This window comes from Rhodobacter capsulatus, from assembly GCF_005144475.1.
In the GTDB taxonomy this organism is placed as follows: domain Bacteria; phylum Pseudomonadota; class Alphaproteobacteria; order Rhodobacterales; family Rhodobacteraceae; genus Rhodobacter; species Rhodobacter capsulatus_C.
The window spans coordinates 25,660-47,645 of the sequence record NZ_SWJZ01000006.1 but is presented as its reverse complement, the minus strand read 5'-3'; the positions used below and the strand labels follow the sequence as shown (position 1 = coordinate 47,645).

Genomic DNA, 21,986 nt, shown 5'->3' with positions numbered 1-21,986 from the left:
GCGCAGGCCCGCCAGCACCGGGGCGATCCCGGCCACCGGCAGGGCGGCGGCGGGCACGAGCGGCGCGGGGCGGCGGTCCGCCAGCCAGGCCTCGACCAGATTGGCGTGTTCGATCACCTTGAGATAGCTCGACTTCGCATCCGGCCCCCAGGTGAAATGGCCGTGGTTCTTCAGCAAAAGCGCCTCGACGCCGGGGTTTGCCGCATAGGTCGCAAGCCCGGCCTTGGCCAGACCGAAGCCCGGCTTCACAAAGGGCACCAGCGCCATTCGATCGCCGAAAAGCTCGCGCAGCGCCGCCTCGGCCTCGGGCAGGTTCGCCAGCACCAGAAATGGCGTCGCATGGGTGTGATCGACGAATTTATGCGGCAGGAAGGCATGCAGCAGCATCTCGACCGAGGGGTTCGGCGCGGACGGATCGAGCAGGTTGAGCCGCTGCAGCTTCACCAGCACATCATCGGCCACCGCGTCGAAATCCTGCAGCCGCAGCATCGGATCCAGCCGCACCGCAGGCAATCCGGCCGCGTCGATCGTCGCCAGATCATGGCCCGAGCCCTTGACATGCAGCACCGAAACCGTCTCGCCGAAAAGATCGACCGCCGTCGTCTTCACCGAGGTATTGCCGCCGCCATGCAGCACCAGCTCCGGGTCGGCGCCGATCAGCCGCGCGGAATAGATCCGCTGGCCAAGGTCCCCCCCGGCCGCCGCGGCCGCCTCGTCACTCCAGAGATTGCGGATCATCGGGGTCTCCTTTTCTCGCGGGCGCGGCAACGGCGCTGGATTTCCTTACTTTTGTCACCTATTTTTGTCAAACGGCGAAACCCGGAGGGCAAGATGGCGGGCACGACACGGAAGCGATCTCTGGGGCGGCCGCTGGGCCGGATCAGCGGCGAAAATGCGGTGATCGAGGTGGCGTGGATGTATTACCACGACGGCCGCAACCAGCAGGACATCGCCGAAAGCCTGGGGATTTCGCGGGCGACGGTGGTGAACTACCTGCAGGAGGCGCGCGAAACCGGGCTGATCCGCATCACTTTGGCCGCGCCCGCCTTTACCGCGCATCGGCTCTCGCTGGAACTTTGCGCGACATTCGGTCTGGCCGAGGCCTATGTCGTGCCCGATGACGGGCTGGCCCCGGACCCGGCCTTTGCCCGCGTCGTGCGCGGGGCGGCGCTGTGGCTGCCCGACCTTCTGGCGCCCGGCGACCGGCTGGGGGTGGCCTGGGGCCGCACGGTCTATGAACTGGCCGAGCAGGTCGAAAACCGCGCGATCGAGGATCTGACGGTGTTGCAGCTGATGGGCTCGATGGCGACGCCCTATGGCTTCACCGCCGAGGCCTGCTCGACCCGGCTGGCGCAACGGCTGGGCGCGCGCTGTCTGAACCTGCATGCGCCCGCGGTGCTGTCGCGCGCGGCGCTGGCCGAGGAATTGCGCGCCGAGCCGATCCTGCGCGCGCAGCTGGAGGCGCTGCAGGGGGTGAACAAGCTTCTGTTTTCCGTCGGCACGGTGAGCGAGAACAGCCATGTCGTCAGCTCGGGTCTGGCGACGCCCGAGGAGCTGGCCGCCCATGTCGCGCGCGGCGCGGCGGGGGTGATCTGCGGGCGCTTCGTCGATGCGATGGGGCGGCAGATGCCGGGCGAGACCGAGACGCGGATGATCGGCATCGACCTGCCGCGGCTGGTGGGTCTGGAGATGGGGATTCTGGTGACGCCGGGGCTCGACAAGGTGGTGCCGAGCCTCGCCGCGATCCGCGGCGGCTATGTCACGCATCTGGCCACCTCGACCCGGGTGGCCGAGGCGCTGCTGGCGGCGGCTTAGGGGGCCTTGCCATGACCGAGGCCATCGCCGAGGTCACGCGAGACAGAGGCCCCCTGTCCGGCCGCGGCCCGAAGGCCGCCGGCCAGCGCCCGCCCCGCCCCATGGCGGGCGCTGGCCTCTGTTGCGCTTGCGGCAGAGGGTCTTTGCACAGAGGGTGCGACACGGGCGGGGAAAGGCAATGCCTTTCCTGATCCGCCCGAAACGGGCCTCAGCCCAGCATCGCGGCCTTGAGATCGGGGAACATCGCCGCCATCGCGGCCTCGTTCGCCGGGCAAAGCCCGCGCTCGGTCAGAAGCCCGGTCACCAGCTCGCAGGGCGTCACGTCAAAGGCCGGGTTGCGCGCGGGCGTGCCATCGGGCGAGATCTGCACCAGCGCGATTTTGCCATCCGCCCCGCGGCCCTGCACGAGGGTCACTTCGTCGGAAGTGCGCTCCTCGATCGGGATTTCCTTCACCCCGTCCTGCACCCGCCAGTCGATCGTCGGCGAGGGCAGCGCGACATAAAAGGGCACGCCATTCGCCCGCGCCGCCAAGGCTTTCAGATAGGTGCCGATCTTGTTGCAGACATCGCCGCGCGCGGTGGTGCGGTCGGTGCCGACGATCACCATGTCGACCTCGCCATGCTGCATCAGATGGCCGCCCGCATTGTCGACCACCAGCGCATGCGAGATGCCGTGGTGGTTCATCTCCCAGGCCGTCAGCTGCGCGCCCTGATTGCGCGGCCGGGTCTCGTCGACGAAGACATGCACCGGGATCCCCGCCTCATGCGCGTGATAAATGGGCGAGGTGGCGGTGCCCCAATCGACCGTCGCCAGCCAGCCCGCGTTGCAATGGGTCAGGATGTTGACCGTCTGGCCGGGCTTCTTCGCGGCGATCGCCTTGATGATCTCCAGCCCGTGCTGGCCGATGCGGCGGTTGATTTCCACATCCTCGTCGCAGATTTCGGCGGCGCGTTTGGCCGCCACCGCGGCGCGCAGCTCGGGCGGGACCGGGCGCAGCACCCGCACCATTTCATCCAGCGCCCAGCGCAGGTTGATCGCCGTCGGACGGGTCTCGTGCAGCACCTCCCAGGTCTCGGCCAGACCGGCGTCGGAGGGATCCTCCTGCATCGCCACGGCCACGCCCCAGGCCGCCGCCGCCCCGATCAGCGGCGCGCCGCGCACCCACATGTCGCGGATCGCCACGGCGAAATCGGCGCGGCTTTGCAGATCGACGATGCGCAATTCATGCGGCAACCAACGCTGGTCGATCACCTGCACGATGCCGCGCGCGTCCTGCCAGATCGTGCGATAGGGGGTTCCGTCGATCTTCACCGCATCCTCCTGTTCCCGCCTTGCGGGCCTGATTTGGCCGCAGGTGTTCCATCGTATGCAGCATAAGTCAAACGCTAATGACAATTGCAAAGCCGTCAGGGCGGCGCTGCGACGAAGCGCCCCGCGGGCGCAAGGCCCGCCCCCGCAGGGACGGGCTCAAGATACCGCGGACCGGGGTCAGATCACGACGAAATCATCCGCCGTCAGGACCGAGCCGGTGACGAAGGCGACCAGCACCCGGGCCCCGGCGCCGCTGCCGTCGGCGTCATAGTAAAGCCGCGCCGTCGCCGTGTCGAACAGGATCCGGTCGCCCGCATCCATCGCCCGGCCGCCCTCGTTCGCGACAAAGGCGCTGTCGGCCAGCGCCCCGCGCGCCAGCGTGGTGAAGATCGCATCGTCAAGCCGGATCTGATCGTAACCGGCGTAGAAATCGGTGATCAGATCGACATTGGTCGCCCCCAGCGCGGTGTTGAAGACGATCACGTCGCTGCCCAGCCCGGTGGTGATCACGTCATTGCCCAGACCGCCCGCCAGCACGTTGTCGGCCTCATTGCCGATGATCCGGTTGTTCAGCGCATTGCCGGTGGCGTTGATCGTGTAAGTGCCGGTCAGGGTGACATTCTCGACGAACCGCGCCCCGGCATAGGCATCCAGGTTGATCGTCACCGAACTGCTGACATGATCGCGCCCGCCCGCATCGGTGGTGCCGCTCGGGGTCACGGTCTCGAAGATGCGGTCGCCGCTTTCATCGACGATGTAGCTGTCATTGCCCGCCCCGCCCTGCATCCGGTCGGCGCCGGTGCCGCCCTCCAGCGTGTCATGGCCCTCGCCGCCCTGCAGGGTGTCGGTCCCGGCCATGCCGCGCAGAAGGTCGTTGCCAAGCCCGCCCGCCAGCAGGTTCGCCGCCGCATTGCCGGTCACCTGATTGGCCAGCGCATTGCCGCTGCCCACCATGACCGCGCCGTCCAGCACCAGGTTTTCCAGATTGGCGCCCAGCGTATGGCCGGAATAGGTCGCGATCACCGTCTCGGTGCCGCCATCCGCGGCTTCGGTGATCCGGTCGCCCGCGCGGTCGACGACATAGACATCGTTGCCGGTGCCGCCGCGCAGATCATCGGCGCCCAGACCGCCGTCGATCCGGTTCGCCCCGGCGGTGCCAAGGATCGTATCCGCCCCGGCGCCGCCGATCGCATTCTCGACGCCCACCAGCCGGTCGGTGCCGACATAGGCCGCATTCACCGCGCGGCCCGCCAGAAGATCGATGACAATCCCCGAGGCCGCGGTGACGGCGCGGTAATCGGCCGTGTCCGCGCCCGCGCCGCCCAGCAGCAGATCGTTGGACACATCCATCGCCCCGGCGCTGAGCATGTCATCGCCGGTGCCGCCGGTCAGCGTGTCCCGCCCCGCCGCGCCGTTCAGCGTGTCGTTGCCCTCGCCGCCCGAAAGACTGTCATTGCCCGCAAGGCCCAGGATCTCGTCGTTGAGGGCCCCGCCCGTCAGCGTATCGGCCAGGTTCGTGCCGCGGATCACGTTGTCGATGTCAAAGCTGCCCCAGTCGATCGCGGCGCCGGCCGGATAGAGCGCAGGGCTGGGCGCGCCCCAGGACAGGTAATTGCCCGCCCAGGCGGCCATTTCCGTCGCCGAGGTGAAATCGGGCAGCGCCACCCCGCCCAGATAGACGAAGATCTCGTCGAAGCCGACCATCACGGGGGTCCCCGCCACGTCGACCACGACATGGCGGCTGATGTGCAGCACATCGGTAAAGGTGCCGTCGTCGTAATGCACGCGCCGGATCGCGACCATGTGCCCCTGACCCAGCGCCTCGTTCACCGGCCCAAGGCTGGTCAGCACATAGGACATGCTGGAATCGGCAAACTGCGTCGGGTCGGTCATGCCACTGCCCGACAGGATGAAGGTGTTCTGCCCGTCGGGAACCCGCAGGGTGACGGTGCTGTGCTGCAGGGTGTTCGCCTGCTCGGACCAGTCCGTCGGATCGGGAAAGCGGCGTGTCAGAATCCAGGAATCGAAACGGTAAGAAAGCGTCATGGTGTCCTCCCGTACCAGAGCGGGGGGCATTGCCTCACAAATGCGTGAGCCGCGCCATGACCGGCGTCAACTTTGGTTCAAATAGCGGGCATTTTGCGAAAATGCCGCAGGAGTGCCGGGCTCAGCCGGGCAGGCGCGCAATCCAGCCGCGGATCAGGGCGACCGCCTCGGGCTCGTCGAGGAAGGGGATATGCGGACGGCCCGGGATCTCGGCAAAGGTCATGTCGGGGCGGCGGCGGCGCATCTCGGCCACGGTTTCGGGGCTCAGAAGGTCGGAATTCGCCCCCCGGATCAGCGCCACGGGCAGACCGGCACAGGCGTCGAACAAGGGCCAGGTCTCGAAGATGCCCGCGTCGAAGGCGTGGAGGAAAGCCTCGCGCAGTTCGGGATCGTAGTTGATCTTCACGCCTTGCGGAGTTTCGATATTGTGCCGCTCGGTTTCCTCCAGCCAGCGGCTCATCGGCACATTTTCATAGCCCACCATCGCGGCGGGGAGTTTCTCGACCAGCTCGGCAAAGCTTTTCGCCACCGGATTGCGGCCGACGACGTCGAAGATGCGCTCCAGCCCCGCGCGCTCCAGCACCGGGCCGATGTCGTTCAGGCACAGCCCGGTCAGACGCGGCTTCGCCACCGCCGCCAGATACATCCCGATCATCCCGCCGCGCGAGGTGCCCAGCACCGCGGCCTTTTCCACGCCCAGATGGTCAAGCAGCTGCAGCGCATCCGCCGCCTCGCGCAGGACCGTATAGGTCGCGGCCCCGGTCCATTGGCTGTCGCCGCGGCCGCGGTAATCCATGCGGATCAGACGGCAGGGCGGCAGATGGGCCGCCAGATAGTCGAAGTCGCGCCCGGTGCGGGTCAGCCCCGCCAGCGCCAGCACGACAGGCCCCCCTGCCCCCTCGTCGGAAAAGGCGATCTTCGCGCCATCGTCTGCGGTGAAAAAATCCATCACTCACTCTCCAAAAGCAAAGGGCGCCCGCAGGCGCCCTTGAAACTCGATCGGTCGATCAGATGTTTTCCGGCTGCGGCATGCCCAGCACATGATAGCCGCAATCGACCATCACCACATCCCCCGTCGTGCAGGCGCCGTAATCGGAACACAGGAAGACCGCCGAGCCGCCCACCGCTTCCAGCGTCGCATTCTGCCGCATCGGGCTGTTGGCTTCCGTGTGGCGGAAGGTCTTGCGCGCCCCGCCGATGGCCGCGCCCGCCAGCGTCTTCATCGGGCCGGGCGAGATCGCATTCACCCGGATCCCCTGCGGCCCAAGATCATTGGCCAGATAGCGCACGGCGGATTCGAGCGCCGCCTTGGCCACGCCCATCACGTTGTAAAACGGCGTCACCCGGTTCGAGCCGCCATAGGTCAGCGTGATCAGCGCGCCGCCGTCCGGCATCAGTTCCGACGCGCGCCGGGCGATGTCGATGAAGGAAAAGCACGAGATCGCCAGGCTGTTCTTGAAGTTGTCCCGCGTGGTGTGGATGAACCGCCCCGCCAGCTCGTTCTTGTCGGAATAGGCGATGGCATGGATGACAAAGTCGATCGTGCCCCATTCGTCCTTCAGCCGCTGGAAGGCGGCATCCAGCGAGGCATCGTCGTTCACGTCGACATCGACCAGAAGCGTCGATCCGACCGAAGCCGCCAGCGGCTCGACGCGCTTGCCGAAAGCCTCGCCCTGATAGGAAAAGGCCAGCTCCGCGCCCTCGGCCGCCAGCGCCGAGGCGATGCCCCAGGCGATCGAGCGTTCATTGGCCACGCCCATGACGAGGCCCCGTTTTCCCTTCATCAACTCAGCCATCGTTCCTCAACCCTTGTAGGCGCTCATCACCAGCGTGGCGTTGGTGCCGCCAAAGCCGAAGCTGTTCGACAGAACCGAGTCGAATTCGACGTTTTCCACCAGCTTGGTGGCGATTTCCTCGGGCTTGATCGCCGGATCCAGCTCGGTGATGTTGGCCGATCCGGTGATGAATTTGCCCTGCATCATCAACAGGCAATAGATCGCCTCATGCACGCCGGTGGCGCCCAGGCTGTGCCCGGTCAGCGATTTCGTCGACGAGATCGGCGGCACCTTGCCTTCGCCAAAGACGCGGCGGACGGCCTCGACCTCGGTCACGTCGCCCGCGACGGTCGAGGTGCCATGCGCGTTGATATAGGTGATCTGGCGGCCTTCGGGCAGCGTGCCCAGCGCCAGCCGCATCGAGCGTTCGCCGCCCTCGCCCGAGGGGGCCACCATGTCATAGCCGTCCGAGGTCGCGCCGTAGCCGGTCAGCTCGGCATAGATCTTCGCGCCACGGGCTTTCGCGTGTTCGAGTTCCTCCAGAACCAGAACGCCGCCGCCGCCCGCGATGACAAAGCCGTCCCGCGTCACGTCGAAGGCCCGCGCCGCGGTGGTCGGCGTGTCGTTGTATTTCGACGACATCGCGCCCATCGCGTCGAACAGACACGACAGCGTCCAGTCCAGCTCCTCGCCACCACCGGCAAAGACGATGTCCTGCTTGCCCATCTGGATCAGCTCGGCGGCGTTGCCGATGCAATGCGCCGAGGTCGAGCAGGCCGAGGTGATCGAATAGTTCACGCCCTTGATCTTGAACGGCGTCGCCAGACAGGCCGAGTTCGTCGAGGACATGCAGCGCGTCACCATGAACGGCCCCATGCGCTTGGGCGAGCCCTTTTGCAGCACGGTCTGATGCGCCTCGAAGAAATTCGAGGTCGAGGGCCCGCCCGAGCCCATGATCAGCCCGGTGCGCGGGTTCGAGACGTCGCTTTCCTCAAGCCCCGAATCGCGGATCGCCTGTTCCATCGACAGGAAGTTGTAGGCGGCGCCGCGGCCCATGAAGCGCAGGTTGCGCTTGTCGATATGGTCTTCCAGCACGATCTGCGGCGCGCCATGGATCTGGCTGCGGAAACCGCGCTCGGCATATTCGGGGGCAAAGACGATGCCCGAGCGACCGGCCCGCAGGCTGGCCGAAACCTCTTCGGCAGAATTGCCGATGGGGCTGACGATGCCCAGCCCGGTGATGACGACGCGCCGCATGGGGGCCTCCTGTCCTTCTTCGATCAGCTCTCCGAGAGAGCCACTTTCATGTCCTTGACCACATAGATCACTTCGCCGTCGGCCTCGACGATACCGTCGGCCACGCCCATGGTCAGACGCCGGGTCTGCAGGGCCTTGGTGAAATCGACCTTGTAGGTCAGCATCTTGCGGTCGGGGCGGACCATGCCGGTCAGCTTGACCTCGCCCACGCCCAGCGCATAGCCCCGCCCCTGCCAGCCGCGCCAGCCCAGGTTGAAGCCGGTGAGCTGCCACAGCCCGTCCAGGCCCAGACAGCCCGGCATGATCGGGTTGCCCGGGAAATGGCAGTCAAAGAACCACAGATCCGGCGTGATGTCGAATTCGGCCACCACATGACCCTTGCCATGCAGCCCGCCGTCTTCCGAAATCTCGGTGATGCGGTCCATCATCAGCATCGGCGGTGCCGGAAGCTGGGCATTGCCCGGCCCGAACAGCTCGCCTCGCGCACATTTGAGCAGATCGTCCTTGCCGAAGCTTGTCGGATAGAGTGACATCGGCGTTTCCCCCCAAGGTCTTGTCCCCCTTCCTCTAGCACCGCCCCGCCCGAAGGTGCAAGGCCCGCCCCCCGCCCCGGGGGTGCGTCAGAATCCCGTTGAATGCGAAGCCGGTTCAACTTATAATAGTTACAGGAAAAAAAGGTTTTCGATCATGAAGACGATGGCTCAGGAACGTGGACTGCGCTGGCTCGCCGCGGGCGGGCTTCGGCCGACCCGGCAACGGATGTCCTTGGCGTCGCTTCTGGTCGGCGACGGGATGAACCGGCATGTGACTGCCGAGGTGCTTTACGCCGCCGCCCGCGACGCCGGGGAAAAGGTCTCGCTCGCCACGGTCTACAACACGCTGCGCGCCTTTTGCGAGGCGGGGATCATGCATGAAATCACCGTCGATGCCGGGCGCAGCTATTTCGACACCCGGATGGACGATCACCCGCATTTCTTCTGGGAGGGCGAGAACCGGATCTCCGACGCCCCGGTCGAGGAACTCGAACTCGTCCGCGTGCCGAAGGCCCCCGAAGGGACCGAGGTCAGCCGCGTCGATGTGGTGATCCGGCTGAAAAAGATCTGAGCGCAGCCGAGTACAGCAAAAGGCCGGGGGTTTCCCCGGCCTTTTGCATTTCGGCCCGCAATGGCGGTCTGCCAGTGGCAGACCGCGCGGGACGATTGCCCGCAGGCGCAAGCCGCAGGGCAAGGGGGCAGACGCACGACTGAGCGTTGAAAATCGGGCAAAGTCCCGGCCGGACCGACGCCCTCCAATGCAAAAGGCACCCCGAAGGGTGCCTGAGGATCGCAACGGGTCCGAAGGATCACTCCTTGGAACGTTCCACATAGGAGGTGTCGGCGGTGTTGATGATGATCTTCGTGCCGACGCCGATATGCGGCGGCACCATCACGCGGATGCCGCCGGTGCACATCGCGGGCTTGTAGGACGAGGACGCGGTCTGCCCCTTCACCACCGGCTCGGTCTCTTCGACCTCGACGGTGACCTTTTGCGGCAGCTCGATCGACAGCGCCACGCCTTCATGCGTCAGCATCCACACCCGGATGCCGTCGCGCAGGTGCACCTTGGCATCGCCCACCACATCGGCCGACACGGCGATCTGGTCGTAGGTCTCGGGGTTCATGAAGTGGAAGCCCTCGCCATCCTCATAGAGGAAGTCGAATTCGTTCTCGTCGACATGCGCCTTTTCCACGCTGTCCACGGTGCGCCAGCGTTCCGACACCTTCACCCCGTCCGAAATCCGGCGCATCTCGACCTGCGTCACCGAGTTGCCCTTGCCCGGGTGGATGTTTTCGGCGGTCAGCACGATGTAAAGCACACCGTCCATGTCGACGACGTTGCCCTTGCGCAGCGAAGAGGCGATGACTTTGGCCATTTGAGGTTCCTTGAATGGGGTCTAAGACAGGCTCTGGCGCCCGGATGGCGAAGCGCCTAAACCATCGCGAGCCGTATTTCCAGCAAAAAGCCCCGAAAATGAGCCAAACGCCCTGGTGGAGCCCCTCCCGTCACGCCGATCGCCGCCCGGCCCTGCTGGCACGCGCCCGCATTCAGACCGCGCTGCGCGGCTGGCTGGCCGATCACGCCTTCCTCGAGGTCGATCCGGTGGCGCTGCAGGTCAGCCCCGGCAACGAGGCGCATCTGCACGGCTTTGCCACCACCGCGATCGGCAATGATGGCGCCCCGGTGCCGATGTATCTGCACACCTCGCCCGAATTCGCGATGAAGAAACTGCTGGCGGCGGGCGAAACCCGGATCGCCGCCTTTGCCCATGTCTGGCGCAACCGCGAGCGCGGGGCCCTGCATTCGCCCGAATTCACCATGCTCGAATGGTATCGGGTGGGCGAGGACTACACCGTACTGATGCAGGATTGCGCCGATTTCCTGCGCCTTGCGGCGACGGCCGCGGGCAGCACGGTGCTGCGCTACAGGGGCCATGAATGCGACCCCTTTGCCGTGCCCGAGCGGCTTTCGGTCGCGGAGGCGTTCTCGCGTCACGCGGGCATCGACCTGCTGGCCAGCTGCGGCGCGGATGGGTCGACCGATGCCGCGGGGCTGCGCGCCCAGGCCCGCGCCGCCGGGATCAAGGTCGGCGACGCGGACACCTGGTCGCTGATGCTGTCCAAGGTTCTTGTGGAAAAGGTCGAGCCGCATCTGGGCCATGGCCGGGCGACGATTCTGGACCGCTATCCGGTGGCCGAGGCCGCGCTGGCGCGTCCCGCCCCCGATGATGGCCGCGTCGCCGAACGGTTCGAGCTTTACGCCTGCGGGGTGGAGCTGGCGAACGGCTTTGGCGAATTGACCAATGCGACCGAACAGCGGCTGCGGTTTCAGGCCGAGATGGACGAAAAAGCCCGCATCTACGGAGAGCGTTACCCGATCGACGAGGATTTTCTGGCGGCGCTCGCACAGATGCCCGCGGCCAGCGGCATTGCGATGGGCTTTGACCGGCTCGTCATGCTCGCCACCTCGGCGCCGCGGATCGACGACGTGATCTGGACGCCGGTCTCGGATCAGATCGCGTAAAGCCGCAAGACCTCGAGCGGCACCAGCTCCAGCGTGCGGCGATGCGTGGCCTCCAGCCGGACCTCGGGGGCGCAGCCCTCCTCATGCGCCTGCAGGAAGCGGCTGGCGCAGAGGCACCAGCGATCTCCGGGCTTCAACCCGGCAAAATCATGCTCGGGCCGCGGCGTGGACAGATCGTTGCCGACATAGGCCGACCAGGCCAGAAACTCCGCCGTCATCACCGCGCAGACCGAATGCAACCCGCGATCCTCCCAGCAGGTGTTGCAATGGCCGTCGCGAAAAAAGCCGGTTTTCGGCGCCATCGAGCAGGCCTCCAGCGGCCCGTCCAGCACATTGACCGAAGGTTCCATTTCCATGTGATCCCCCTTTTCAGGGGCCAGCCTGCGCCAGTTGCCGGAACATCGCAAGGTTTTCATCGGTCACCCCCGCCGCGGCAAAACCAAGATCGACCGCATTGACCGCAATGACCACATTCCGGGCGGGGTTGATGTAGATGAACTGCCCGTAGATCCCCTGCGCCATGTAGTCGTTGCCGAAATCGGCGTTGTCCCTGGGCACCCACCATTGATAGCCATAGCCCGCCCCATCCGCCGCCTGATGCGCGGTCGAGGCCGCCACCCAATCGGCGGGCACGATCTGCCGCCCGTTCCAGAAACCGCCTTGCAGGAACATCTGCCCGATGCGCGCATAATCGCGGGTGCGCAGGTTCAGCCCGCCGAGCACGAAACCCGTGCCCTCGCCATCGGTCAGCATCACCGGGCTCGCCTCCAGCCCCATCGGCGCGATGATCCGCTCCGCCATCAGATCGACCGGATCGCGCCCCGTCGCGCCCTTGATCACCATCCCCAGAACATGCGTATCAACCGAGACGTAATGCATGTGGCTGCCCGGCGGCGTCGCCCGGGTCTTGAGCGAGGCGGCAAAGCCGTCCATCGAGCCGCCCAGCGCCAGCACCCGGCCCATCCGGTTGATGTCGGAGGAAAATTTCATGTAGTCTTCGTCGAAATGCACGCCCGAGGTCATCGTCAGCACGTCATGGATGCTGACACCGTCATAGGCCGACCCCCTGAGCTGCGGCACGAAATCCACCACCTGCGCCTGCAGATCGGGGATGGTGCCTTCCGCCACCAGCGTCCCGAACAGCGCCGACAGCACCGATTTCGCCATCGACCAGCTGATCCGCAGATCCTCGGGCCCGGTGCCCTTGTAATACCGCTCATAAGTAATCTGCCCGTCGCGCAGGATGACAAGCGCGGTGACCGCGCGGCGGCCGACCCAGGCCTCGGCTTCGGGGGACAGCGTTTCCGGCACGCCCATCGGCAGCGCCGAGACCGGCCCCGGACCGCGGTCGAGCACCCGGGACTGGAACAACCGGTCCATCTGCGAGAAATTCTCGACGATCCGCCCCTCGTCGAACAAGGTCTGCACCGCCATCAACCGGGCGATGTCATCGCGTTTCACCAGGGCCGCGCCCGCGCCCAGCACGAGCAGAACCAGAAGAACGCGCCAGAAGATGCGCAGAAAACGCCGCATGATCCCCTCCCCAAGGTTCGGCACCAGAGCGCCTGCCGGACCCGCAAAGGAAAGCACGCCGCCTGCCCCGGGGGCAAGCGGCGCCATGCAGCCTGTCGCTGCGTCAGTCCCTAGTAGATGTAGCGGATCTGATCCGACCAGTAGCGCTCCATCCGGCGCAGGGTCCGGTTCATCTCGTCCATCGCGTCAAGCGTGATCACGTTGCGCACATCCATGCCCTTGGCATGACGTTCAAAGAGCGCGGTGACCCGTTCGCGCAGATCGACGCCCTTCGCGGTCAGCTTTACCCGCACCGAACGACGGTCGATCTCGCAGCGCTGGTGATGCATGTAGCCGCATTCCACCAGCTTCTTCAGATTGTAGCTGACATTCGAGCCCTGGTAATAGCCGCGCGTCTTCAGCTCGCCCGCCGTCACCTCGTTCTCGCCGATGTTGAACAGCAAAAGCGCCTGCACCGGGTTGATTTCCAAAATCCCCAGTCGTTCGAATTCGTCCTTGATCACGTCCAAAAGCAGACGATGCAGACGTTCGACCAGAGACAGACTGTCCAGATAGCAGGACATGATACCGGGAGAGGCGCCTTCTTCCGTTCCGGGCGCTTTCATCGGGGTTTGAAATGACATTCGGTTCTCCGCCAGCCTCGCTTCCTGAGACCACCTTGGCGGCAAAACCCGAAAATACGGTTAAACCCAGACGAAGTTTCGGAAATTCGTCACAATTTCTGCAAGATAGCGCCTCAGCCCCGCGCCAGCTTGCCCTGCATGAAGGCGCCGATTTCCGCAAACAAATCAACATATTGTGGCGGGCACGGCTGCGCCCCCGAAAACCAGGGGTACAGATCCTGGTCATTTTCTTCCAGAAGCCTGTCGAAGAGATCGAGCTGCGCGGTATCGAATCCTTCAAGATTCGCATCGGCATAGGGCCCCAGAATCAGGTCCATCTCGCGGATGCCGCGGCGCCAGCTGCGCATCTTCATCCGCTTGATCCGGGCTTCGTGCGTTTCGCTCATGATCCACCTTCCTTGCCGTGCGTGGCCCTGCCTTGCACCCGCCAACCCCGCCCGTCAACTGCGTTTTCCTTGAACGCCCGCGCCCGCGCGCGTAAGGAGGGGCGACCCAGATCAGGAGCCCGCCATGGCCTTTTTGTCCGATACGCTTGCGCGCGTGAAACCCTCGCCCACCATCGCGGTGACCAACAAGGCGCGCGAGCTGGCCGAGGCCGGGCGCGACGTGATCGGCCTTGGCGCGGGCGAGCCCGATTTCGACACCCCCGCCCATATCAAGGCGGCGGCGATCGCCGCGATCGAGGCGGGCCGCACCAAATACACCGCCGTCGATGGCATCCCCGAGCTGAAGAAAGCCATCTGCGCCAAGTTCGAACGCGAAAACGGCCTGAGCTACAAGCCGAGCCAGATCACCGTCGCCTCGGGCGGCAAGCAGGTGCTTTACAATGCGCTCGTCGCCACGCTGAACCCGGGCGACGAGGTGATCATCCCCGCGCCCTATTGGGTCAGCTATCCGGACATGGTTCTGCTCGCAGGCGGCACCCCTGTCTTTGTCGAGGGGCGGATGGAGGCGGGCTACAAGATCAGCGCCGAAGCGCTGGAAGCGGCGATCACGCCGCAGACGAAATGGGTGATCTTCAACTCGCCCTCGAACCCTTCGGGCGCGGCCTATACCCGCGATGAACTCAAGGCGCTGACCGATGTGTTGCTGCGTCACCCCCATGTCTGGGTGATGTCGGATGACATGTACGAACATCTGGTGTTCGGGGGCTTCACCTTCACCACCCCCGCGCAGGTCGAGCCCGGGCTTTACGACCGCACGCTGACCTGCAACGGCGTCTCGAAAGCCTATGCGATGACCGGCTGGCGGATCGGCTATGCGGGCGGGCCCGAGGCGCTGATCAAGGCGATGGCCAAGGTGCAGTCGCAATCGACCTCCAACCCCTGTTCGATCAGCCAATATGCCGCCGTCGCCGCGCTGAACGGGCCGCAGGATTACATTTCCGAAAGCCGCGTCGCGTTCGAGCGTCGCCGCGATCTGGTGGTGGCGGCGCTGAACACCTGCCCCGGCATCAGCTGCCCCACGCCCGAGGGGGCGTTCTACGTCTATCCCTCGATCGCCGGGCTGATCGGCAAGACCTCGGCCGCGGGCACGGTCATCACCGATGACGAGACCTTTGCCACGGCGCTGCTTCAGGAAACCGGGGTGGCCGTCGTCTTCGGCGCGGCCTTCGGCCTTTCGCCCGCGTTCCGCATCAGCTACGCTACTTCGGACGCGGCGCTGGTCGATGCCTGCGCGCGGATCAAGTCCTTCTGCGAAGGGCTGAAGTAAGGCCAGAACGGCCCGGGGAGTGTGCGATGGCCGGGGATCTGCCCGAGTATTATTTCCGCATCCGCGACAATGGCGCGGCGGTGTTTCGGGTTGATACCGAAAACCGCCAGCGCCGGATCGAGATGGAGCAGATCGCCGTCGTCAACGTCAAGAACGGCGAGATCAAGGCGCAGGGCGACCGCAAGCTGACGCCCGATGACCTGCGCGAGATCGAGGCCTGGATGGCAAAACGCATCGCGGTTCTGGCGGCGCGCGACGTCGATGACATCCTGCGCACCGTCGATCACCTGAACCTGACGACGCAATGGGTGCAGTCGAAGGCCGGCGATGCGCAGCTGGACGAGGTCACCGATCCGCTGTTGCTGGCGATGCATGATCTGCGCACGGTGCTGGTGCGCAAGAAGGCCGAACGGATGATGAAAGCCGGTCCCGAGGCTGACACGGAGACGTGAGCCGGTTTTGCTTGCCTGGACGGGCGGGGCTGGGCTAGCCTTGCATTCAGAAAACGGAATGCAAGGAAGCCCCCATGACCCATATCGTCATCCTCGGCTCGGGCTTTGCGGCGCTGACCGCGGTGCGTGCCCTGCGCAAGCGCGGCCTGCGCGCCGACATCACGCTGATTTCCCCGCGCGACAGCCTGCATTACCTGCCCTCGGCGATCTGGATCCCCTCCGGTCTGCGCGAGGTGGAAGAGCTGCAGATCCCGCTGGCCCCGTTCCTCGCCCGCCACAAGGTGCGCTTCCTGCAGACTGCGGTCACCACGCTGGATGCGGACGCCCGCAGCGTCACCACCGAAGACGGGCAGGTGATTTCGGCCGATCACCTGATCATCGCCACCGGCGCGCGGTTCCTGCGCAAGCTGCCGGGGATCGAACATGCGCTCATCCCCTGCGAGGGGCTCGCCCCGGCGCAGGCGATTTCCGAACGGTTTCATGCGCTTGAGGGCGGCACCATCGCCATCGGCATGGCCACGAACCCCAGCGAGCCGGGTGCGATCCGCGGCGGGCCGATGTTCGAATACATGTTCATCCTTGACACGCTGCTGCGCCAGCAGATGCGGCGGGACCGGTTCAGGCTGGTGTTCTTCTCGCCCTCGGACCGACCCGGGCAGCGGCTGGGCGAAAAGGCGGTCGACGGCATTCTGGCCGAGATGAAACGGCGGGGGATCGAAACGCATCTGGGGCACAAGATGGTGCGGATCGAGCCCGACAAGGTGGTGACCGAGGCGGGCGAAATCGCCGCCGATCTGATCCTGTTCCAGCCCGGCATGACCGGGCTTGCCTGGTTCGAGGGCACCGATCTGCCGCTTTCGCCGGGCAAGATGATCCTGGCCGATGCGCTGTGCCGCGTCACCGGCAAGCCGGGCGTCTGGGTGGCGGGCGATGCCGGGTCCTACCCGGGGCCCGAGTGGCTGCCGAAACAGGCGCATCAGGCCGATCTGCAGGCGCAGGCGATCGCCGCCAACATTGCCGCGATCGAGAAAGGCCAGGACCCGGCAACGCCGTTCCGGCCCGAACTCATCTGCATCATGGACAGTCTGGACAGCGGCATGCTGGTGTTCCGCCGCGGCAAGATCAACCTGACCCTGCCCGCGATGAAACCGCTGCACTGGCTCAAGCGGCTTTACGAACGCCACTATCTGCGGGCCTTCCGCTGAGCCAGGGGCCGCGCCAGAACCGCACCATCAGCGTGACGCCGACGCAGGCCAGCCCGATGACAAGGCCCAGCCAGAGCCCGATCCCGCCCAGATCAAAGCGGAAGGCGAGGATGTAGCTGGCGGGCACCCCCACCAGCCAATAGCTGATCGTCGCGATCACCATCGGCACGCGGGTGTCATGCACGCCGCGCAGCAAGCCCAGCGCCATCACCTGCGCCGCGTCGAACAGCTGGAACAGCCCCGCCACCGCCAGAAGCTGCGCGCCAAAGACCAGAATCTCGGCCGCCTCGGGCTTCGTGCGGTCCACAAACAGCCCGACCAGCGTTTCCGGCATCGCCAGAAAGACCGCGATCGTCCCACCGGCAAAAACCGCCGACATCAGCACGGCGGCCTTGGCGCCCGCGCGCAACCGCGCGGGATCGGCGGCGCCGTAAGCATGGCCCGCCCGGACGGTGGCCGCATTCGACAGCCCCATGTGGATCATGAAAGTCAGCGAGGCGAGTTCGAGCGCGATCCCATGCGCCGCCAGCTGCACCGTGCCCAGCCAGCCCATCATCAGCGCCGAGGCCTGAAACAGCCCGGCCTCGGACAAATGCGTCAGACCGGCGGGCAGACCCAGCCGGACCACGGCCCGCATCGCTTCCCAATCCGGGCGCCAGAACCGGGTGAAAAGGCCGATGGTGCGCAGCTTCGGGTGCCAGGCGGCATAGGCGGCCAGCAACAGGGCCGAGGTGATCTGCACCAGCACCGAAGACAGCGCCGAGCCCGATACGCCCAGCTCGGGGGCGCCGAAATTGCCAAAGACAAAGGCCCAGTTGCCGAAGATGTTGACGCCCACGCCCAGAACGGTGACCCACATCACCACCTGCGCGCGATGTTGCGCCCCCAGATAGGCGCGCAGCACCGCCACGACCAGCGCGGGCACCAGACCGAAAGCGGCGATGTTCAGGAACTCGGCGGCGAGCGCCGTCAGATGCGGGTCCTGCCCCAGCGCGCGCAGAATCGGCGTCGCGGCGAACATCACCGGCATCGCCACCAGCCCGTAGCCGATCGAGACCCAAAGCCCCATCCGCGTGTCGCGGCGCAGCTGGGTGGCATTGCCCGCACCAAGGGCCGCGGAAATCCGCCCCATCAGCGCATAGGAAAAGCCCGAACCGAGGATGAAGAGGAAGAAGAAAAACGACGATCCGAGCACGACAGCGGCCAGTTCGGCCACCCCGTACCAGCCCAGCATGATCGTGTCGGTGACGTGAAGCGCCATCTGGGCAACGTTGGAGCCGATCATCGGCAGGCCCAGAACCAGAGTGGCGCGGATATTGGCGGCAAGGCCGGATTGCCCTGCGGGAGAATGTACCTGTGTCATGCCCGCAGGTTAGCGCGGAACCCGGCCGCCGTCCATATGGCTCAGTCGGGGCGGCGCCCGGTGATCATCGGGGTGATCAGGTCCTCGCGCTTCCAGATCCTGTAGAACCAGATCGCCGCCACATGCAGCCCGATCAGCGCCAGAATGAGCGGCGCAAAGGTCTTGTGCCAGCTCAGCACCAGCTTGTTCACGTCTTCCGAGACATAGCCCGACAGCGGCCCCATGTTCACGTAATCATCGGTGCCGACGAACAGCCCGGTCAGAACCTGCAGGCCCAGCAGGACCAGCATCGCCACGACCGCCCAGCCGCCCAGCGGGTTGTGGCCGGTGGTATGGCTCGGCTTGCGCTTCGGCAGCGTCGCGGCATAGCGCAGAACCGGCCCCGGCCCGGTGACGAAATTGGCAAACCGCGCCGTGCGCGGGCCGACAAAGCCCCACAGGAGGCGGATCAGCAAAAGGCCGCCCACCGCATAGCCGAGCCAGAAATGCAGCGTCATGATGTCCGGGCCGAATTCCCCCAGAATCCAGGCCCCCACGACGCAGATCATCAGCGTCCAGTGAAACACCCGCACCAGCGGATCCCAGATCATCGGGCGGCCTCTCGCGGCGGAATCGGTCATGTCGGTCATCGGGCAACACCTTCATCGGAAAGGGAAAAGGGCGGGGTTTCCCCCGCCCCGGGCAGATCAGTCTTCTTCGCGATAGTCGTCGTGGCAGGCCTTGCAGGTGCCGCCCAGCTTTTGCAGCGCCGCGCCGAAGGCCGCGCCGTCGCCGGCATTGGCCGCCGCGATCACTTCGGTGCCGGCGTCATGCATGGCTTTGCCCTTGGCGCCGAAATCGTCGATGTTGGCCCAGATCGCGGCCTTGGCCTCGGTCTCGCCGGGCAGATCGGTGCTCGAGGTGCCCGCCGGGAACAGCGGCCCCACGTCGGTCGCCAGGATCTTTTCCAGCACCGCGGCTTCGGCCTTGGCGGCCCCGGCGTCGAACGACTTGGCCACGCCCGTCATCGCCTTCATCGATTTGCCGAGCGATTTGAAATAGGCCTCGCGGGCCTCCAGAACCTCTTTGGTATCCGCGGCATAGGCGGCGCTGCCCAGCACAAGGGCGGCCACCGGAAGAGCGAGAAGGATTTTGCGCATGCGTCATCTCCTGAAAAGTTTGGGGTCAGTGCGTCGAACCCATTACACGCACGACGCACCGGGTTCCGTCTATGCCGCCGACAATAAATTGTCTGTGACGAGATCACAGGACGGCATCATCTTGCCGGTTTGACAGCGACAAGGTCGATCAGCGCCGCAAGGCCGCTGTGCCCGGGGCCTTCGGCCAGCACGGCGTCGTAATCGGCCTGATGCCGGATCTCCCAGCCGGGAAAGGCCGCGCGCAGCAGATCCAGCGTCCAGAGCTGCGCGGCCTCCTTCGGCCCGCCCGAGGCATTGCCCAGCTGCCGCACCGAAAAACCGTGCAAGAACAAAAGCCCACCGGGTTTGAGCGCCTGCGCCATGCCGCGAAACATCGCCGCGCGCAGCGGCGGCGGCGCGAATTGGATGAAGACGCCGAAGACCGCGTCATAGGCCGCCACCGGCCAGATGAACCGCGCCAGATCGGCCTGTTCGATGGCCAGGCTCACCCCCCGCGCGGCGGCAAGCTTCTGTGCCTTCGCCAGCGCCGGGGCCGAGCCGTCCAGCGCGTGAACGCACAGCCCCTGTGCAGCCAGCCACACCGCATTGCGGCCCTCGCCCTCGGCGACCGAGAGCACCTGCGCCCCCTGCGTCAGACGCCAGGCCTGCGCCGCGACAAAGCCCGCCGGTTCGGTGCCGTAGAAATACCCGTCGCCCGAAAACCGTTCGTCCCACATGATCGTTCCCCCGTTGCCCCGCCGCAACATGGGCCGGGGGCGGGGGTCATGCAAGGGCGGTCAGGGTTTCGTCCTTGTCGCAGGGCCGCGCCGCTGCGGGTGTTGCGCACTCGCCAGGATATGCGCCGCGCCATGCACGACATGGCTTGCGTGCCCGACGATCAGCGGATCGGGCGGGGTGACGATCGCCATGTCCTTGTCGGGATAGTCGAGCGAGGCGAGGAAATGCTTCATGCAATTCAGCCGCGCCCGCTTCTTGTCGTTCGACTTGATGATCACCCAGGGCGCATCGGCGGTGTCGGTGTAAAAGAACATCGCCTCCTTCGCCTCGGTGTAATCGTCCCATTTATCAAGGCTGGCCATGTCGATCGGCGAGAGTTTCCAGCGCTTGAGCGGATCGGTGGCACGTTCGGTGAAACGCCGCCGCTGCTCCTCGCGGCTGACGGAAAACCAGTATTTGTAAAGCCTTATGCCGGACCGGACCAGCATCCGCTCGAACTCGGGCGCCTGGCGCATGAATTCCAGATATTCGGTGGGGGCGCAAAAGCCCATCACCCGCTCGACCCCCGCGCGGTTGTACCAGCTGCGGTCGTAAAACACCATTTCGCCCGCGGTGGGCAGCCAGCGCACGTAGCGCTGGAAATACCACTGCCCGCGTTCCTCGTCCGAGGGTTTGTTCAGCGCCACGACGCGGGCAAAGCGCGGGTTGAGATGTTCGGTATAGCGCTTGATCGTGCCGCCCTTGCCCGCGGCATCGCGGCCCTCGAACAGGATGACGAATTTCTGCCCCGTCTCCTGCGCCCAGCGCTGCACCTTCAGCAATTCGGCCTGCAACAGCGCCTTTTCCCGCTCATAGGCCACACGGCCCAGACGGTGCGGATAGGGATATTTGCCGCTTTCGAAGGTCCGCCGGACCGTGACGGCATCCAATGTCGGAAATTCCTGCGGCCCGCTCAACGCCGCGCTTTCCCCGGTGGCAGGCTCGGCCCCGGGCTCGGACGCAGGTTCGGGCACAGGTTCGGGAACGGGTTCGGGCGCAGGCTCGGGCGGCCCCTCGGCCTGCGGCGGCTCGGCGACGGCCTGCACCGCCGCGACAGTGACATGATCATCCATGCGCAACCCTCCCTGCTGACCGTCCCGTCTTGGCAGAAAAAGGTGAAAATCGCCTTGATGCGTGTCAAGAAACCGTCATTCGGCGGTTGCATTTTCCGCCTTCCCTCTGCCCCGATCCCGGCGCAGCATGGGCGAAACAGGAGGGACCGATGATCACACTTTACGGCATGTACCGCTCGCGCGCGACGCGCAACATCTGGGCGGCGGCGGAACTGGGGCTGGACTGGCAGCTCAAGCCCGTCATCCAGGCCTATCGGCTCGAGGCGCAGGGGATCGACGCCACCCACCCGGAAGCCCCCTTCAACACCCGCACGCCGGAATTCCTCAAGCTCTCGCCCGCGGGGGCGATCCCGGTGATGGAGGATGCGGGGCTGGTGCTGTCGGAATCGCTGGCGATCAATCTTTACATGGCGAAAAAGGCGGGCGGGCCGCTCGCGCCGAAAGACCTGCGCGAGGAGGCGCAGATGCTGCAATGGGCGCTTTACGGCGCCACCGCGATCGAGGGCCCGGCGCTCGACATTTCCTTCGCCTATGCGCGCGGCGAGGCCGCGACCGAAAACGGCGAGGCGAAGATCGCCGCCGCCTCGGCGCAATTGCAACGCCCGTTCAAGGCGCTCGAAACCCATCTGGCGGCGCATAGCCACATCGTCGGCGGGCGCTTCACCGTGGCCGACATCAACATGGCGGAAATCGTGCGCTACGCCCAGGCCCACACCCGGCTGATGGCGCAATTCCCGCGCCTGAGCGGCTGGCTCGACCTGTGCCAAAGCCGCCCGGCCTTCCGCGACCTGATGGAAAGACGCGCCGCCGAACCGGCGTGATCCGCCGCGCGCCCCTGCTTCTTCTTGGTGAAAATACGCCGGG

24 protein-coding genes are annotated in these 21,986 nt (G+C 65.9%); 7 read left to right on the top strand and 17 right to left on the bottom strand.

What is annotated here, in order from left to right; all coding sequences use genetic code 11:
* A partial coding sequence (locus FBT96_RS00905) for a class II aldolase/adducin family protein (RefSeq protein ID WP_169583111.1) occupies positions 1-738 on the bottom strand: 738 nt, incomplete at its 3' end.
* Positions 739-831: 93 nt separating this feature from the next.
* On the opposite strand from FBT96_RS00905, the gene FBT96_RS00900 reads away from it, so the two are divergent.
* Complete coding sequence (locus FBT96_RS00900; protein WP_136904523.1) at positions 832-1,815, top strand: sugar-binding transcriptional regulator; 984 nt, start codon at positions 832-834, stop codon at positions 1,813-1,815.
* Positions 1,816-2,023: 208 nt separating this feature from the next.
* On the opposite strand, the gene mtnA is transcribed toward FBT96_RS00900, so the two are convergent.
* The 6 genes from mtnA to fabA all read right to left on the bottom strand — a co-directional run bounded on the left by mtnA (position 2,024) and on the right by fabA (position 8,738).
* Entirely contained in the window at positions 2,024-3,127 is a 1,104-nt protein-coding gene (gene mtnA / locus FBT96_RS00895) for an S-methyl-5-thioribose-1-phosphate isomerase (RefSeq protein ID WP_136904522.1), read from the bottom strand.
* Positions 3,128-3,304: 177 nt separating this feature from the next.
* Positions 3,305-5,173, bottom strand: a complete 1,869-nt coding sequence (locus tag FBT96_RS00890; RefSeq protein WP_169583108.1) for a calcium-binding protein — start codon at positions 5,171-5,173, stop codon at positions 3,305-3,307.
* A 121-nt stretch (positions 5,174-5,294) separates the two neighbouring features.
* Entirely contained in the window at positions 5,295-6,125 is an 831-nt protein-coding gene (locus FBT96_RS00885; RefSeq protein WP_169583106.1) for an alpha/beta fold hydrolase, read from the bottom strand.
* A gap of 55 nt (positions 6,126-6,180) precedes the next feature.
* On the bottom strand, positions 6,181-6,969 hold the full coding sequence (locus FBT96_RS00880; RefSeq protein WP_136904519.1) for an enoyl-ACP reductase FabI: 789 nt from the start codon (positions 6,967-6,969) through the stop codon (positions 6,181-6,183).
* Positions 6,970-6,975: 6 nt separating this feature from the next.
* Positions 6,976-8,205 (bottom strand): beta-ketoacyl-ACP synthase I, encoded by a 1,230-nt coding sequence (gene fabB / locus FBT96_RS00875; protein WP_136904518.1) that lies wholly within the window; start codon positions 8,203-8,205, stop codon positions 6,976-6,978.
* Positions 8,206-8,228: 23 nt separating this feature from the next.
* Positions 8,229-8,738, bottom strand: a complete 510-nt coding sequence (gene fabA, locus FBT96_RS00870; RefSeq protein ID WP_136904517.1) for a bifunctional 3-hydroxydecanoyl-ACP dehydratase/trans-2-decenoyl-ACP isomerase — start codon at positions 8,736-8,738, stop codon at positions 8,229-8,231.
* 154 nt (positions 8,739-8,892) lie between these two features.
* Here fabA and irrA point away from each other — a divergent pair, with 154 nt between their 5' ends.
* Positions 8,893-9,309 carry an iron response transcriptional regulator IrrA gene (gene irrA / locus FBT96_RS00865; protein ID WP_136904516.1) on the top strand — a complete coding sequence of 139 codons (417 nt, stop codon included), beginning with the start codon at positions 8,893-8,895 and terminating at the stop codon, positions 9,307-9,309.
* A gap of 238 nt (positions 9,310-9,547) precedes the next feature.
* Here the strand turns inward: irrA and efp are convergent, their stop codons facing one another.
* Complete coding sequence (gene efp, locus FBT96_RS00860; RefSeq protein ID WP_136904515.1) at positions 9,548-10,117, bottom strand: elongation factor P; 570 nt, start codon at positions 10,115-10,117, stop codon at positions 9,548-9,550.
* A 98-nt stretch (positions 10,118-10,215) separates the two neighbouring features.
* On the opposite strand from efp, the gene epmA reads away from it, so the two are divergent.
* Positions 10,216-11,265, top strand: coding sequence for an EF-P lysine aminoacylase EpmA (epmA, locus tag FBT96_RS00855; protein WP_136904514.1), 1,050 nt, complete (start codon positions 10,216-10,218; stop codon positions 11,263-11,265).
* Here the strand turns inward: epmA and FBT96_RS00850 are convergent.
* From FBT96_RS00850 to FBT96_RS00835, 4 genes are all read right to left on the bottom strand, one after another.
* Positions 11,253-11,621, bottom strand: coding sequence for a DUF2237 family protein (locus FBT96_RS00850; protein WP_136904513.1), 369 nt, complete (start codon positions 11,619-11,621; stop codon positions 11,253-11,255). The genes epmA and FBT96_RS00850 overlap by 13 nt on opposite strands.
* Positions 11,622-11,634: 13 nt before the next feature.
* On the bottom strand, positions 11,635-12,798 hold the full coding sequence (locus tag FBT96_RS00845; RefSeq protein ID WP_136904512.1) for a serine hydrolase domain-containing protein: 1,164 nt from the start codon (positions 12,796-12,798) through the stop codon (positions 11,635-11,637).
* A gap of 110 nt (positions 12,799-12,908) precedes the next feature.
* A complete protein-coding gene (locus FBT96_RS00840) occupies positions 12,909-13,403 on the bottom strand; it encodes a MarR family winged helix-turn-helix transcriptional regulator (protein WP_136904524.1) in 495 nt (164 codons plus the stop codon).
* Positions 13,404-13,534: 131 nt separating this feature from the next.
* On the bottom strand, positions 13,535-13,807 hold the full coding sequence (locus FBT96_RS00835; protein WP_136904511.1) for a succinate dehydrogenase assembly factor 2: 273 nt from the start codon (positions 13,805-13,807) through the stop codon (positions 13,535-13,537).
* 124 nt (positions 13,808-13,931) lie between these two features.
* Here FBT96_RS00835 and FBT96_RS00830 point away from each other — a divergent pair, with 124 nt between their 5' ends.
* The 3 genes from FBT96_RS00830 to FBT96_RS00820 all read left to right on the top strand — a co-directional run bounded on the left by FBT96_RS00830 (position 13,932) and on the right by FBT96_RS00820 (position 16,791).
* Positions 13,932-15,134, top strand: coding sequence for a pyridoxal phosphate-dependent aminotransferase (locus FBT96_RS00830; protein WP_136904510.1), 1,203 nt, complete (start codon positions 13,932-13,934; stop codon positions 15,132-15,134).
* 26 nt (positions 15,135-15,160) lie between these two features.
* On the top strand, positions 15,161-15,586 hold the full coding sequence (locus FBT96_RS00825; protein ID WP_136904509.1) for a hypothetical protein: 426 nt from the start codon (positions 15,161-15,163) through the stop codon (positions 15,584-15,586).
* A gap of 74 nt (positions 15,587-15,660) precedes the next feature.
* Entirely contained in the window at positions 15,661-16,791 is a 1,131-nt protein-coding gene (locus tag FBT96_RS00820) for an NAD(P)/FAD-dependent oxidoreductase (RefSeq protein ID WP_136904508.1), read from the top strand.
* On the opposite strand, the gene FBT96_RS00815 is transcribed toward FBT96_RS00820, so the two are convergent.
* The 5 genes from FBT96_RS00815 to ppk2 form a co-directional block, all read right to left on the bottom strand.
* Positions 16,748-18,154, bottom strand: coding sequence for an MATE family efflux transporter (locus tag FBT96_RS00815; protein WP_136904507.1), 1,407 nt, complete (start codon positions 18,152-18,154; stop codon positions 16,748-16,750). The two genes, FBT96_RS00820 and FBT96_RS00815, sit on opposite strands and share 44 nt — an antisense overlap.
* Before the next feature lie 41 nt (positions 18,155-18,195).
* Entirely contained in the window at positions 18,196-18,783 is a 588-nt protein-coding gene (locus tag FBT96_RS00810; protein WP_136904506.1) for a cytochrome b/b6 domain-containing protein, read from the bottom strand.
* 57 nt (positions 18,784-18,840) lie between these two features.
* Entirely contained in the window at positions 18,841-19,293 is a 453-nt protein-coding gene (locus tag FBT96_RS00805) for a c-type cytochrome (protein ID WP_136904505.1), read from the bottom strand.
* A gap of 116 nt (positions 19,294-19,409) precedes the next feature.
* A complete protein-coding gene (locus FBT96_RS00800; protein ID WP_136904504.1) occupies positions 19,410-20,009 on the bottom strand; it encodes an SAM-dependent methyltransferase in 600 nt (199 codons plus the stop codon).
* A 60-nt stretch (positions 20,010-20,069) separates the two neighbouring features.
* On the bottom strand, positions 20,070-21,122 hold the full coding sequence (gene ppk2 / locus FBT96_RS00795; protein WP_136904503.1) for a polyphosphate kinase 2: 1,053 nt from the start codon (positions 21,120-21,122) through the stop codon (positions 20,070-20,072).
* A 149-nt stretch (positions 21,123-21,271) separates the two neighbouring features.
* Between ppk2 and FBT96_RS00790 the strand changes: the two genes are divergently transcribed.
* Entirely contained in the window at positions 21,272-21,943 is a 672-nt protein-coding gene (locus tag FBT96_RS00790) for a glutathione S-transferase family protein (protein WP_136904502.1), read from the top strand.
* The last annotated feature ends 43 nt before the right edge of the window (positions 21,944-21,986 follow it).